The sequence below is a fragment of the Synechococcus sp. A15-60 genome, assembly GCF_014280095.1.
Classification (GTDB): Bacteria; Cyanobacteriota; Cyanobacteriia; order PCC-6307; family Cyanobiaceae; genus Synechococcus_C.
The window spans coordinates 2,400,412-2,412,913 of sequence record NZ_CP047933.1 but is presented as its reverse complement, the minus strand read 5'-3'; the positions used below and the strand labels follow the sequence as shown (position 1 = coordinate 2,412,913).

Here is a 12,502-nt window from a genome sequence, read left to right as displayed (position 1 = left end):
ATCGCAAGGCGGAGTTTGCGGCCTCAATACGTCAACTGATATGGAGATTTTACGATCAATAAATGTGGTTTGAGGGCAGGCGACTTCCTGCCCCTATTGGCGCATCAATCCCACTTCCCGACTCAACAAAGAGACGTAAATAGTTATTTGCAATAATAAATTGTTCAATATCAAGCCTTGAAAATTGCACAACGGTTGGGGAAGGAAAGTTCTGGTTTTCAAGCCTGCTGGCATAAATCAAGGCGTCCTTCTCACTCTCAAATAAAAGAATTACAGTTCTTGCGCTGTCATACTCCAAGCTGTGAATACCTTCTTGATTAGTCCCAGGATTGTATAAAAGAACGAATACAATTTCGCTGGAATATTCTTGAGCCAGGCTTGGCGCCGTCTTTGGTAAATATATTTTATGCCAATTAAGTGAATTTGCGGAAACGGCTGGTGTTGACGAGAGAGTCAGAGCAATAAGAAAAAGGGGTAGTTTCACTTGTTCATTTTATTCCATTTCAAGAGCGTAATTCATTCAGGCAATAAAGAAGTGCGTTGTCCATAAATTTTTTGGTCTTGCTCGCTCTCATCGCAGAGGCTTTTCGCATATCCCTTTTCGCATTCAAAAGCAAGTGTTGGTACAACAGTAAAGCCACTCTCTACCTTTCCAGACCTTGGTTCAATCATTGATACTGCATGCACCTGGCATGCGACCCATGCGCAAGTGGCTGTTTGGTGGCTCACCCCAGAGCGTTTGAGCAGTCGATGCCGCTGCCAGCCAGACCCAAGCCCGTTAGCTGACAATCGGCTTCAGCAGTCATCCAACACTGCTATCAAATCGCTATTGATTGCCTGTTGCCTGTTATGGCAAATGCCAACTGGTACGACTACCTCCTTTTGTCCCCTTGGGAGACGCCAATAGAGAAACCAGAAGATTGTGATTGCGATAAGCCAGGGACCCTCACCGACTCTCTGATCGGGTCTCTCGAAAGCTTCTTTGGCAAAGAGGCACAAGACGACGAGATCATTGGCGCCGAAAGCCTTCCGAGAACTCCTCAAGGATGGGGTGTGAGATGGCGCCCTGAATGGTTTCCTGATGGCAGAGGGAGAAATCTCGTTGATGCATACCTGAGGGATGCGGACCTGAGGGATACGGACCTGTTGCGTGCGGACCTGAGGGATGCGGTCTTGTTGCGTGCGGACCTGAGGGATGCGGTCCTGAGGGATGCGGTCCTGAGGCGTGCGGACCTGAGGGACGCGGACCTGAGGGGTGCGGACCTGTTGCGTGCGGACCTGCAGCGTGCGGACCTGTTGCGTGCGGACCTGACAGGAGCAATCAATTTGGATTCGGCACGGAATGTGAACGGGGCGTTTTGGTTCCGAACAACCTGCCCGGACGGCAGCATGAATATCGGCTCTTCACCTTGTTTTGGAGATCAGCTAATTCCTGCCTGAGCATTGACGCACTAGGACTGAATACTGCTGCCGACCATTGCTATGACCAGGCTGTAGCTCCAGTCACTCCAATGTCAGAAGAGCAACTCAAAGCCTTTCTAGAGAAGGTCCAAGGTGACACCAGCCTTCAGGTAAAGCTCAATGCAGCACGCTCCAATGAAGCTGCTCTTGATATCGCTAAAGACGCAGGCTTTGCAATTACCGCAGAAGATATTCAATCAAAGCAATCGGCAACGGCAGAATTGTCAGACGAGGAGCTGGAAAGTGCAGCTGGCGGTTACGGTCGGTGTTTTGACCATAGAGGACCAGTGATTGTGAATACTGGGGCGGTGTGTATTAAGCCTACGCCCTCAATAAAGCCTCTTCCCCTGTGTTGACATGAGCTATTTATTGCTTCAATCGTCTGACTAACCCCATCAATCAGCAGTCAATACCTGGCACCATTGCCTGCATTAAATATCAATTAGCGCACTGACACCCACTCCGCATGAGGCGATGGGTTGTCGGGTTTGAACTGCACCACAAGCTGCTCCTGAGCGTTCACCAGCCAGCCCTCTCCGCCAGGCTTGGGCGGATGACGATCAACGAGGGGGCGGTCCTTGTTGGGCATGCCACAATTCTGGCGAGCACCCTGATCAGACTGAGCGCTGCAGCTGCTACGGCATGCCGAACCATTGGGCTGATCATCTCGACCTGGCCCGATGCGTAGCCCTGATCGGAGAGCACGACCTGGGGCAGGCCACCACCGCGATGGGGCGATGCCTTTTCCACCTGCAGCGGGATCTGCTGGTCGAGATCTGGACTGTGCGCACGCAAAGAGATGGCCATGGGTCACATTTGCGCACACATTTGCGCACAGCACCCTTCGAAATCGCTGAGAACTCAGTCCCTAACTAGAGCAGACACCTCACTTACAAGGAGATTGTCACTGGTTCGATCCCAGGATCACCTATCTGTCACGACAAGACTTCTTGGCCGAACCTCACCTGCCACCCAGCGGCTTGCTAAGCGATGCCGCAACGCATTGAAGCTGTTGTTTGCAATCTAGATTTAATTGGCTTGATCAGGCAGGTGCAGACCACCATGGTTGGTTCGAGCCCTGACATCGGTGCAGCTCGCTTGCCCGCATGATCCTTCGAATCTGGAGCTGCTGCCTGCAACGGTGGCTGAGTTGATGCGGACAACTGCTTTCCAACATGTGCCCTCTTGTTCCTGATTTGGGTCTCTTTCGGGGATGCAGGGTCCTCGAAAACCAACGTCAACACAGGGTTAAGCTCTATGGCCACGTGCCAACTGTCTCGCCTCCTAAATGAGGGTTCGTCGTTGGCTTAAGTCATGCTCGCTGGCGATGAGAAGGATGCTCAGTCAACCTCCCTTGCCTACTTTTTAGAGAACTTTGATTTGACGTTGAGTCGAGGCTCGTGCACCCAGCTCACTTCTCGTTCAGGTAAATATGGTGGCCTAAGAGATGACTAGCTCGATGGATGGTTTTGCGCCATCACGTGGTTCAGAATTTTTTCTTTGATACTTGCGCGGTCACGCTCAACATAGATGGCTTGAAACTGTTTGGGTTTTCCATTATTTAAAACCTCTTCAATCTCCACTTCAAGCTCAAGAATGAGGTTGATCACAAAAGCATCTGGGTCGTCGCCAAAGGTGTCAAACCGGTTCAACGCCTCATCGATTGCTTTAATGAGCTTGGAAGCCTTGGACATTGTTTTGTGCTCATGTGAACTTATTTTATCTGCGCATGACCACTGGTTTGGTCTTCTGGACTACCGACTTGTGGGCTGGCGTGGTCGCTGTGATTACCCGGTCTTAGTCAGATGTTGAAATGATCTCAACCTGCCTTTTCAGATGAATGTTTAAGGTTTAGGCCTCTTGTTTCTGAACATGAAAACGCTCATCGTTTTCGGTTTGTTGGTGATTTGGTTGTTGCTTGTTCTGGCGGCGGGGCGAGCCGACCGAGTGAGGCGTCGGGCTCTTCTGCAGCAAAGCTGCTGAGGCGGAGTTCTTCATTGTTAGCTCTTCATCGACCGGATGGTTGGATGCAGCTTTTATTCGCCAAATAGCTTCAGTTACATCACTGGCAAGATTCGGGTCAATGCATGGCTTCTCTGTTTCGCAGTAGCCAGCCGCCGTTGGCTGCGAATGCCTTCTTTAACCAGTGGCTTGTTGCGTAAATGCAACAGTCGTTCATGAATGGCTTGCCTGCCAATCTCTGCTGAATCTTGCCTTCATGGCAAAAACGCTCTGCCGCTCGGCCAATATCGGTTGCCCGCAGTCACTTTGAAGCCAGCGTGCGGGCACGGTTGTCTGCAGAAATCAATTCGCAGCAGCGTCTTCAGTGCGCGATTTCATGAAAGCTCGTTGCGTAGGGGTAGTCGTAACCCTGTTCCATCTCGCGAACCACTTCTTCGGCTCGGTAAAGGCTGTTGGTGAAATGGCAGTGGTGCTCTTGATCGCAGGCTTTGTATCCGCCGCTTTCAAGTTTGTGGATGGAGGAGCCTCGTGGTGTCAGCGCGATCAGTTCAGGTTGAGAAGCCATCGGGGAGAGGTGGAAGTTCCCCTAGTCATGGCCCATCAAGCGCAATCCATGTCGTATCTAATCTCACGCTTCTCGGTTTTGTCTCGTTCTGCTTCTCGGTTGTGTGTTCTGGCTTCCCCGGTGGGTGTGTGCTTTAGCGATCCTGGCGGCAGGCATCGCACAGTCCAAAAAATTCAAGGGTGTGAAAGAGCAGTTGAAAATTGCTCGTTTCCGGCGCGTTCACGCGAATGCCATGGATGGGGCAGTGCTCAAGTGTTTGCGTGGATCCGCAGTTCACACAGGTGAGATGGTGCTCGTCGCGATCCACCGGCGCATACAACGCTTCGCCGTTTGGCAAATGTCGACACCTCACCTTCCCGCATTGTTGAAGCTTGCGCAGGTTTCGGTAAACGGTTGCCAGGCCCATCGCTCCGGGGCGGCCTTCCAGCTGCCGATGCAGTTGTTGCCCGCTCATCTCATTGTCACTGCGCCGCAGCTCGTTCAGCAGCAGCTGCTGACGCTGGGTGGCTGTGGATCCTTGCTGCTCCATGGTCATCTCAGGCCGCAGTGCTGCGGGTTCCAATCAGCGTTTCGCTGATTTGCCAAAGGCGTTCGCGATCCTGTGCCTTGCGTGCGCTGGGTGCGATGGGTTGTTGTTTGGGAGCGCCACGCATGCCGCCGAACTGTCCGGGTCCGTAGTGCTCGCCTCCCTTCGCCGAGGGGCTTGTCGCTGCATGCAACTGAGGTAAGGCACCTTGTGCAGCGCTCTGGAACAACGGATCCATGAGGCGATAGGCCATCGCTTCCTGCCAAGCACCTGACGCCGCCACCGACATGGGTTGCAGATTTGTTCTGGCGAGTCCTGGATGGGCAGCCAGAGAGCGAACGCAGCTCCCGCGTTGTTCCAGGCGTTCGTTCAGCTGGATCGCGAACATCACATTGGCAAGTTTGCTCTGGCAGTAAGCCTTCCAGCGGTCGTAGCGGCGTTCACCGTTGAGGTCATCCCAGCCAATCGTGCCGAAATACTGCGCCCCAGACGTGACTGTCACCACCCTCGCTTGCTCTCGGCCTTCCATCAGGGGCAACAGGGCGTTGGTGAGCGCGAAGTGTCCGAGGTGATTGACAGCCCATTGCATCTCATGCCCCTGTTGGCTCAGCAAGCGCGGTGGTGCCATGACCCCCGCGTTGTTGATCAGCAAATCCAGCCGACCGTAACGCGATTTCACCTCGTCGCTGCAGGCGTCCACGTTGGACAGGTCTGCAAGATCCAGATGGAGTAGGTCAATGCCAGAGGAGCCCAGTTCCAGCAATTGAGAGCGGGCTGCTTCCCCTTTCCGGCGGCTTCGGCAGGCCATCAACACCGTGGCACCAGCTTTGAGCAGGGCCCGGGTTGTCTCCAGGCCCAGTCCGCTGTTGGCTCCTGTCACAAGGGCGATTCGCCCCCGTTGGTCAGGCATGTCGTCGATGGTCCAGCCCATGCGGCGATGGCAGCTCGTGTGCAGTTTCGCGCGTGAGCTCAGTCTTCGGGGAAGAGCAAAGCAGCCAGCTCATCAGCATCCACGTCGTAAACGCGTGCGAGTGAGGTTTCGATGGCGCTGGTGACCTCCCCGGGAAGGAAGCGCATTGCATTGAGAGCGTCTTCAGCGATCTCATCGGTGAGAAGAATGTCCTCGCCCTCGAGCTTCTCGTCGTTGATGATCGCCATCACCCAGCTCTGATAGGCGTACACCAGATCGGAGAACTCGAGTTCGGGATCATTGAGATCCAGGGTCATGGTCAGGCGAACAAGCGCAGCAACAGTCTGCCCCCCAGGGGTGAGGATGTCTTCAAGCAAGGATCAGCATGAGCCATCCCGATCCCGATCAGCTGCAGGGCACGTTGGTTGATTTCGCTCTCATGGAGCTGATCCGTCAGCATCGGGAGAGTTTCCAACCGCTTTGGACGGTCGATAGCTGGGCGAAATTGCTGATCTGGCTGGCGCTCAATTGCGGTTTGTCTGGCGAACGCGACAGCCTGGAGAGGTTTGCCAAGGCGCTGGGTGACCCCCTGAGGTCTCGCTTGAGGCGCGTGTTCTTTGAGCGCGAATTCGGAGATCTCGAGCTTCAGGTGCTGGCGGATCCTGCTGAGCAGCAGGTGTTGGTGCTGTCGCAGGCGCCCCAGGATGCTTCCGTGCTCAGCTCTGATCAGGTGGCCAAGGCACTGGAGCGGGTGGGCTTGAGTGGACGCGTGGTGGAGCGCACTCGCTGGCAACAGCTGGAGGGGGTGATCGCGATTCCCTGGAGTTCGACTGAAGCCTGAAACCGATGTCTGAGATGGATGGTTCCAATTTGATCGGGCGCTACAGCAATGCTGGTTATGTCTCCGTGGCCGATGGCGTGATGGCGTTTTTTGATCGTCGCCAGGATCTCCAGCGTCCTGGTATTGCCTTTGGCTCTGCCGACGACCAGGAGCCCGCCAAAGTCAGCACGGATATCAGTCTCGTAGCGATCGACCGTAGTGATCCGGAAGCCTGTGCTCTTTCTGAAGTGATCATGCGTGGCATCTCGGCTGGGCTGGAGCGTTATCTGCAGGAGCGCCCTTTGTTTCGCGAGGTGTGTCCCGACCGGGACTTATTTGTGCTGCCGATCTTCAACCTCCAGCGTTACGCCCCCGGGGAGGGCTTTCGCCAATGGCATTGCGATTGGACCATCAGTGATGAAGCAACGGAGCCTGTGCATCGCGTGCTGGCTTGGATTTTGTATTGCAACTCCGTAGAAGAAGCCGGTACCGAGTTTCACTGGCAGCAGCACCATGAAGAGGCTGAGCGCGGGAAATTAGTGATTTTCCCCGCCGGACCTAGCCATATTCATCGTGGTCGTGTGAACCACCAATTCAGCAAAACCATCGCGACGGGCTGGATCAATGCTGGCACGCGTGAGGGATACCTTCAGCGGCTCTCGCACACCTGAATTCTGTTTTGCGTTCGTTTAGCTCGCGTGCTGATCGTCCATCTGTTGATCAGCAGGATCTCCAGGTGGCCATTCTCGGATGTAGTCCACGCGCTGCGGGAGTGGGATCTCAATCTGTTCGCGTTGGAATGCTGCCCAGATCGCACGATTGAGATCGCTTTTGATCCCCGCATTGCTCATGGGGTCTTCCATCCAGAAGCTCAGGGAGTATTCGATGGCGGACTCCCCGTAGTTCACGAGGCGTGCCATGGGTTTTGGGTAGTCCAGCAGCTTTGTGATGCCAAGAGCCGATTGTTCCAAGATGGCGATCACCTTTTCAGGGTCGTGGTGGTAAGCCGCGCCCACTCTGATTTGGCTCCGCCGCATGCGGTCGGTGGCGGTGTAACTGGTGGCTTGATCGGTGAAGAACTGCTGATTGGGAATCAGCAGTTCGGCATTGTCTTTTCCCCGCCAAAGCAAGGTGGCGCGCAAGCCCAATTTGCGGACCTCGCAAAGGTCTCCATCGACTACAAGAATCTCTCCAGGTCGTACGGATCCTTCGAACAGCAGCCAGATTCCGCTGATGAAGTTCGAGAATACTTCTTTCACGCCAAAGCCAAGGCCTACGGACAACCCTCCGGCGATCGTGAGTAGAGCCGTGCTGTTCAATCCGATTTGAAAACTCACGGCTAAAGCGCCGATGCCCACAAGCATGTAGCGGATGATAAGTTCGACGGCTTTGCGGCTATTTTCTGTATAACCGAGTAGTTGTTTGAGCAACCAGGCCAGGCCAGCAGCGGGCGGTTTGTTGGCAACTAAGAGCAAGTAAGTCACCAACAAAGAAAGGACAAACGTGTTTAAGTTGATTGCAACGCCGAATAAGTTGCCAAGTTTGATGACGCCGAGATCGGCAGGGTTATCGAATTGACTGATCAGATTGAGGCCAGCGACGACAAGATAAAGAGGCCTGAGTAAACGGCTTTCCAGCGAACGCACTTGTTCGGTAGGGATAAATCGCTGCAATCCCTTTCTGAGCAGGCTCAGTAGATTCCAGCCCAGCCAGCAGAAACCGGCATAGCTGATCAATCCGGTTTTGCCGCCACCTGCTCCAATCAGCCATGCCGTGAGCAAGACGGCCACCGGACCCACCATCAAGCGAAGTGAGCGATGTGCTTTGACTCGCCATCGTTGATGCGCGGTAAGGCGCCAGGCCACGCTGATGCCTGCGATGAGCAGGACTTGGCTGATCACAGCACCTCGCTGCAAATAGCCGAACCACCCGACGATTTCCCAGAGCAGTTCGTTCATGGTCGGCGTTGCAGGCTCTGAATCAGGGCATCGGCGCTCGATTGCGGCGTGGAGTCGCCGAAGATCAAGGGGATCAGGGTTGGATTGATCTGGCTGGACAGATCGACTTGGTGGACGAGGCCGGCAAGATCCTCTTCATGCTGCGTGGCTGCTTTTTTAGAAGCCGCGAGTGTTGTCAGGGTGGTGGAGGTTGAGTCGGTGACGTCGACGTTTGGATTGACGGGAAGAAATGCCAAGGAGCGCAGAGAGAGATTGCGCTGGATCATGGCGTTGGTGATGTAGTAAGTCAGGTTGATGGCAACGGCACGTTGCCGGGGGCTTGAGTTGGAGCCCAGTGCGAGCACCCTCACATCGTTCACCGGGCTTGCTGCACCGCTTGGCCCCTCGGGTAGTGCAGACACGGCGAGCTTGTCGCCTAAAACTTCTCGAAGTCGGGGGAGGCTGTTGGCATTGCAGGTCACCCAGTCCAGCTCCTCTTCTTTCAGCAGCTTTTCCAGTTGGCCCTGATCTTTGAAGAAGGTGATGTTGTTTTGCGCACTGGCATTTTCCAGCCATTGGATCCAGTTCTGGATCGATTGGATGTTTTGCGTGGAAAGGGTGTCTCCGTCTCCGGCACGCGCCAGGCTTGATAAGGCACCAAGGCTGCCTGCGGTCCAAAGCAATTCGGTGAAGGTCACCGGCAGCCCGACGCGCGCACCGGCCGTTCCTAATTGCTGCAAAGCGCTCAACGTGGCGGGTGCAGTGTTGATGGCGGTTTTGTTGAAGCAGGCGATTTGGGGAAAAATCACGATCGGTTGCGCCACGATCTCTCCATTGCTGAGCATCACCCGTTCCCAGAGTGAGGTTTCGGTGTCGAGACGTTTGGCTTCAGACAACGGAACGGCATCTGTGAGCCCAGCTGCGAACAGTTGATGGGCTTGCAGTGTGTCGGTGATGATCAGATCCGGTCCCAGGTCTGAGGCATCGCGACGTTTGAGCTCTCTGAGGAGCTTGCTGTGCTCGTACAGCTCAAATTGCAATTGAACATGCGGATGAATCTTGCGGTAGTCGTCAGCAATGAGCTCGACTCTTCTGCGGAAGTCAGCCTGCGTGCTGGTCTCGATGTTGGCGTCCTTGTCGATTGCGATGGCTAGATAAAGCAACACCGGCATCTCGCTGCCAATGCGCCCGCAGCTTGTGAGAAGCCACGACGTGATCAGCAGGCTGACAGCGAGCTTTCGGATCAAGCGACAGAGATCGTCTTTGCAGACATTGTGATTTCTTTTTCTTGGTGTGAGTTGATCGATGCAACAAATCCACTGTCCAGTTCGGCGTTGTGTTGGCGGGATGTGCTGTCGCTAATGCATCTTGCGGAACACAGCAGCACCGGTCATCGCGACTTCCGAAAACTGCAGTCACGAAGCAGGCGCTTCAGCAGACGACCAACGCCGATGCCATCAATCACCAGTCGGTGTTTGTGAGTGCGTTGATTGTGGGGATTGAGGTTGGTGCCTCGTTGTTATGCGCTCTTCCGCCCCTTTGCGAGCATGGGCGGCTGTGTGCGCATGCCTCCCGTGCCCGAACTGGCCAAGACCTACGACCCGGTTGGCACGGAGGCCCGCTGGCAGCAGGCCTGGGAGGACCTGGGAGCGTTCCATCCCGACCCGAAGGCCCCCGGTGAACCGTTCTCGGTGGTGATCCCGCCGCCGAACGTGACCGGCAGCCTGCACATGGGCCATGCCTTCAATACGGCCCTGATCGACACGATCGTGCGCTACCAGCGCTTAGCGGGAAAGAACGTGCTCTGTCTGCCCGGCACCGACCACGCTTCGATCGCGGTGCAGACGATTCTCGAGAAGCAGCTCAAGCAGGAGGGCAAGACCCGCTACGACCTTGGCCGCGAAGCCTTCCTGGAGCGGGCCTGGCAGTGGAAGGCCGAAAGCGGGGGCCGGATCGTGGGCCAGCTGCGGCGCCTGGGTTATTCCGTGGATTGGAAGCGACAGCGCTTCACCCTCGATGAGGGCCTGAGTGAGGCGGTGAAGGAAGCCTTCGTGCGTCTGCATGAGCAGGGGCTGATCTACCGCGGGGAATACCTGGTGAACTGGTGCCCCGCCTCCGGTTCGGCGGTCAGCGATCTGGAGGTGGAGATGAAGGAGGTGGATGGCCACCTCTGGCATTTCCGCTATCCGCTCAGCAGCGGCGACGGTCACCTGGAGGTGGCCACCACCCGGCCCGAAACGATGCTGGGCGATACGGCGGTGGCGGTGAATCCCACCGACGAGCGCTACGCCCACCTGGTGGGCCAGACCCTCACGCTGCCGTTCGTGGGGCGGGAGATTCCGATCGTGGCCGACGACCACGTGGAGAAGGACTTCGGCACCGGCTGCGTCAAGGTGACGCCGGCCCACGACCCCAACGACTTTGCCATCGGCCAGCGCCACGGTCTGCCCCAGATCACGGTGATGCGCAAGAACGGCACAATGAATAATGAGGCCGGTCAGTTCGAGGGGCTGGATCGCTTCGAGGCCCGCAAGGCCGTGGTGGCAGGCCTGGAGGAGCTGGGGCTGCTGGTGAAGGTGGAGGACTACCGCCACAGCGTTCCCTATTCCGACCGCGGCAAGGTGCCGGTGGAGCCGCTGCTCTCCACCCAGTGGTTTGTCAAAACCGAGCCTTTGGCGGCTCGCTGCCGCGAGGCTCTGGAGAAGAAGGATCCCCGCTTCATCCCGGAGCGCTGGGAAAAGGTCTACCGCGATTGGCTCACCGACATCCGCGACTGGTGCATCAGCCGTCAGCTCTGGTGGGGCCATCGCATCCCCGCCTGGTTCGTGATCAGCGAGACCGGCGGCAAGTACACCGACACCACGCCCTATGTGGTGGCCCGCAACGAAGCCGAAGCCCTGGAGAAGGCCAAGGCGGAGTACGGCGCGGCGGCGGAGATCGAGCAGGACGAAGACGTGCTCGACACCTGGTTCTCCAGCGGCCTCTGGCCCTTCTCCACCCTGGGTTGGCCGGATGCAGATAGCGCTGACTTGCAGCGCTGGTACCCCACCAGCACCCTGGTGACGGGCTTCGACATCATCTTTTTCTGGGTGGCCCGGATGACGATGATGGCCGGCGCCTTCACCGGCGAGATGCCCTTCCAGGACGTCTACATCCACGGCCTGGTGCGGGATGAGCAGAACCGCAAGATGAGCAAGAGCGCCGGCAACGGCATCGATCCGCTGCTGCTGATCGACCGTTACGGCACCGATGCCCTGCGTTTTGCGTTGGTGCGGGAGGTGGCCGGTGCGGGTCAGGACATCCGCCTGGACTACGACCGCAAGAAGGACACTTCCGCCACGGTGGAGGCCTCGCGCAACTTCGCCAACAAGCTCTGGAACGCCACCCGTTTCGCCCTGATGAACCTGGGCGGTGAAACGCCGGACCAACTCGGTGACACCGATCCCGCTGCCCTGCAGCTGGCGGACCGCTGGATCCTCTCCCGCCTGGCCCGGGTGAACCGGGAAACGGCCGAGCGCTACAGCAACTATGGCCTGGGTGAGGCGGCCAAGGGGCTTTACGAGTTCGCCTGGAACGACGTTTGCGATTGGTATTTGGAGTTGAGCAAGCGCCGGCTTAATCCCGGTGAGAACCCTTCAGCGGAGGCCCTGGCTGATCAGCGGGTGGCCAAGCAGGTGCTGGCCAAGGTGATTAGCCAGATGCATCTGATGCTGCACCCGTTGATGCCCCACCTCACCGAAGAGCTCTGGCACAGCGTCACTAACGAGCGGGAGACCACTTTCCTCGCCCTGCAGCCCTGGCCGGCACTGGATGAGAGCGCTCTGGATGATGCGTTGGAAGCCTCCTTTACTGAGCTGATCGGTGCCATCCGTGTGGTGCGCAACCTGCGCGCGGTGGCGGGCCTGAAGCCCTCGCAATCGGTGCCAGTGCGCTTTGTCACCGGCCGCGGCGAGCTGGCAGCTGTGCTCAACCAGGCCACGGCCGACATCACGGCCTTGACTCGGGCGGAGTCGGTGGCGGTGATGGCGCCGGCGGAAGCTGATGCGGCTCCGGTGGCCAAGGCCCTGGCGGGGGTGAGCGGTGAGCTGCAGGTGCTGCTGCCGATCGAAGGCCTCGTCGATCTCGATGCGCTCAAGGGCCGCCTGGAAAAAGACATTGCCAAGGCCGAGAAGGAAATCAAGGGCCTGGCGGGCCGGCTGGGCAATCCCAACTTCGCCGACAAGGCACCCCCGGAGGTGGTGGCGGAATGCAAGGCCAACCTGGCAGAGAAGCAGGCTCAGGCGGATCTGGCGCGCAAGCGCCTGGTGGATCTGAGCTGAAG

14 protein-coding genes are annotated in these 12,502 nt (G+C 57.0%); 5 read left to right on the top strand and 9 right to left on the bottom strand.

Annotated elements, in window-relative coordinates; all coding sequences use genetic code 11:
• Positions 1 to 55: 55 nt before the first annotated feature.
• Positions 56 to 484 (bottom strand): DUF3110 domain-containing protein, encoded by a 429-nt coding sequence (locus tag SynA1560_RS13010; RefSeq protein ID WP_255476979.1) that lies wholly within the window; start codon positions 482 to 484, stop codon positions 56 to 58.
• A gap of 365 nt (positions 485 to 849) precedes the next feature.
• Between SynA1560_RS13010 and SynA1560_RS13005 the strand changes: the two genes are divergently transcribed.
• Entirely contained in the window at positions 850 to 1,440 is a 591-nt protein-coding gene (locus SynA1560_RS13005; RefSeq protein WP_186501689.1) for a pentapeptide repeat-containing protein, read from the top strand.
• A gap of 71 nt (positions 1,441 to 1,511) precedes the next feature.
• Complete coding sequence (locus SynA1560_RS13000; RefSeq protein WP_186500755.1) at positions 1,512 to 1,817, top strand: Nif11-like leader peptide family natural product precursor; 306 nt, start codon at positions 1,512 to 1,514, stop codon at positions 1,815 to 1,817.
• A gap of 163 nt (positions 1,818 to 1,980) precedes the next feature.
• Here the strand turns inward: SynA1560_RS13000 and SynA1560_RS12995 are convergent, their stop codons facing one another.
• From SynA1560_RS12995 to SynA1560_RS12970, 6 genes are all read right to left on the bottom strand, one after another.
• Positions 1,981 to 2,268: a hypothetical protein gene (locus SynA1560_RS12995; RefSeq protein ID WP_186500754.1), complete on the bottom strand. Its 288-nt coding sequence runs from the start codon at positions 2,266 to 2,268 to the stop codon at positions 1,981 to 1,983.
• A gap of 644 nt (positions 2,269 to 2,912) precedes the next feature.
• A complete protein-coding gene (locus SynA1560_RS12990; RefSeq protein ID WP_186469645.1) occupies positions 2,913 to 3,155 on the bottom strand; it encodes a hypothetical protein in 243 nt (80 codons plus the stop codon).
• A 629-nt stretch (positions 3,156 to 3,784) separates the two neighbouring features.
• Positions 3,785 to 3,988: a hypothetical protein gene (locus tag SynA1560_RS12985; protein ID WP_186469644.1), complete on the bottom strand. Its 204-nt coding sequence runs from the start codon at positions 3,986 to 3,988 to the stop codon at positions 3,785 to 3,787.
• Between the two features lie 133 nt (positions 3,989 to 4,121).
• Entirely contained in the window at positions 4,122 to 4,517 is a 396-nt protein-coding gene (locus tag SynA1560_RS12980) for a transcriptional repressor (protein WP_186469643.1), read from the bottom strand.
• A 7-nt stretch (positions 4,518 to 4,524) separates the two neighbouring features.
• Entirely contained in the window at positions 4,525 to 5,445 is a 921-nt protein-coding gene (locus SynA1560_RS12975; RefSeq protein WP_186500753.1) for an oxidoreductase, read from the bottom strand.
• Positions 5,446 to 5,483: 38 nt separating this feature from the next.
• The gene (locus tag SynA1560_RS12970; protein ID WP_186471219.1) at positions 5,484 to 5,741 is read right to left on the bottom strand and encodes a hypothetical protein; all 258 of its coding nucleotides are present in this window, start codon (positions 5,739 to 5,741) and stop codon (positions 5,484 to 5,486) included.
• A gap of 68 nt (positions 5,742 to 5,809) precedes the next feature.
• Here SynA1560_RS12970 and SynA1560_RS12965 point away from each other — a divergent pair, with 68 nt between their 5' ends.
• Together SynA1560_RS12965 and SynA1560_RS12960 are read left to right on the top strand one after the other, a co-directional pair.
• Complete coding sequence (locus SynA1560_RS12965; RefSeq protein ID WP_186500752.1) at positions 5,810 to 6,265, top strand: protein phosphatase; 456 nt, start codon at positions 5,810 to 5,812, stop codon at positions 6,263 to 6,265.
• A gap of 5 nt (positions 6,266 to 6,270) precedes the next feature.
• Positions 6,271 to 6,915 (top strand): 2OG-Fe(II) oxygenase, encoded by a 645-nt coding sequence (locus SynA1560_RS12960; protein WP_255476978.1) that lies wholly within the window; start codon positions 6,271 to 6,273, stop codon positions 6,913 to 6,915.
• Positions 6,916 to 6,933: 18 nt separating this feature from the next.
• On the opposite strand, the gene SynA1560_RS12955 is transcribed toward SynA1560_RS12960, so the two are convergent.
• Together SynA1560_RS12955 and SynA1560_RS12950 are read right to left on the bottom strand one after the other, a co-directional pair.
• Positions 6,934 to 8,202: a mechanosensitive ion channel family protein gene (locus SynA1560_RS12955; RefSeq protein ID WP_186500751.1), complete on the bottom strand. Its 1,269-nt coding sequence runs from the start codon at positions 8,200 to 8,202 to the stop codon at positions 6,934 to 6,936.
• The gene (locus SynA1560_RS12950) at positions 8,199 to 9,428 is read right to left on the bottom strand and encodes an ABC transporter substrate-binding protein (protein ID WP_186500750.1); all 1,230 of its coding nucleotides are present in this window, start codon (positions 9,426 to 9,428) and stop codon (positions 8,199 to 8,201) included. The genes SynA1560_RS12955 and SynA1560_RS12950 overlap by 4 nt, the downstream gene beginning before the upstream one ends.
• A 327-nt stretch (positions 9,429 to 9,755) precedes the next feature.
• Here SynA1560_RS12950 and SynA1560_RS12945 point away from each other — a divergent pair, with 327 nt between their 5' ends.
• A complete protein-coding gene (locus SynA1560_RS12945) occupies positions 9,756 to 12,500 on the top strand; it encodes a valine--tRNA ligase (protein ID WP_186501687.1) in 2,745 nt (914 codons plus the stop codon).
• The last annotated feature ends 2 nt before the right edge of the window (positions 12,501 to 12,502 follow it).

Excerpts from the sequence above, each read along its gene's own strand:
- SynA1560_RS12965 (WP_186500752.1), top strand. The coding sequence starts at position 5,810 with ATGAGCCATCCCGATCCCGATCAGCTGCAGGGCACGTTGGTTGATTTC.
- SynA1560_RS12990 (WP_186469645.1), bottom strand. The coding sequence starts at position 3,155 with ATGTCCAAGGCTTCCAAGCTCATTAAAGCAATCGATGAGGCGTTGAAC.
- SynA1560_RS12985 (WP_186469644.1), bottom strand. The coding sequence starts at position 3,988 with ATGGCTTCTCAACCTGAACTGATCGCGCTGACACCACGAGGCTCCTCC.
- SynA1560_RS12960 (WP_255476978.1), top strand. The coding sequence starts at position 6,271 with ATGTCTGAGATGGATGGTTCCAATTTGATCGGGCGCTACAGCAATGCT.
- SynA1560_RS12970 (WP_186471219.1), bottom strand. The coding sequence starts at position 5,741 with ATGACCCTGGATCTCAATGATCCCGAACTCGAGTTCTCCGATCTGGTG.
- SynA1560_RS12995 (WP_186500754.1), bottom strand. The coding sequence starts at position 2,268 with ATGGCCATCTCTTTGCGTGCGCACAGTCCAGATCTCGACCAGCAGATC.
- SynA1560_RS12975 (WP_186500753.1), bottom strand. The coding sequence starts at position 5,445 with ATGGGCTGGACCATCGACGACATGCCTGACCAACGGGGGCGAATCGCC.
- SynA1560_RS12980 (WP_186469643.1), bottom strand. The coding sequence starts at position 4,517 with ATGGAGCAGCAAGGATCCACAGCCACCCAGCGTCAGCAGCTGCTGCTG.
- SynA1560_RS13005 (WP_186501689.1), top strand. The coding sequence starts at position 850 with ATGGCAAATGCCAACTGGTACGACTACCTCCTTTTGTCCCCTTGGGAG.
- SynA1560_RS12955 (WP_186500751.1), bottom strand. The coding sequence starts at position 8,202 with ATGAACGAACTGCTCTGGGAAATCGTCGGGTGGTTCGGCTATTTGCAG.
- SynA1560_RS13000 (WP_186500755.1), top strand. The coding sequence starts at position 1,512 with ATGTCAGAAGAGCAACTCAAAGCCTTTCTAGAGAAGGTCCAAGGTGAC.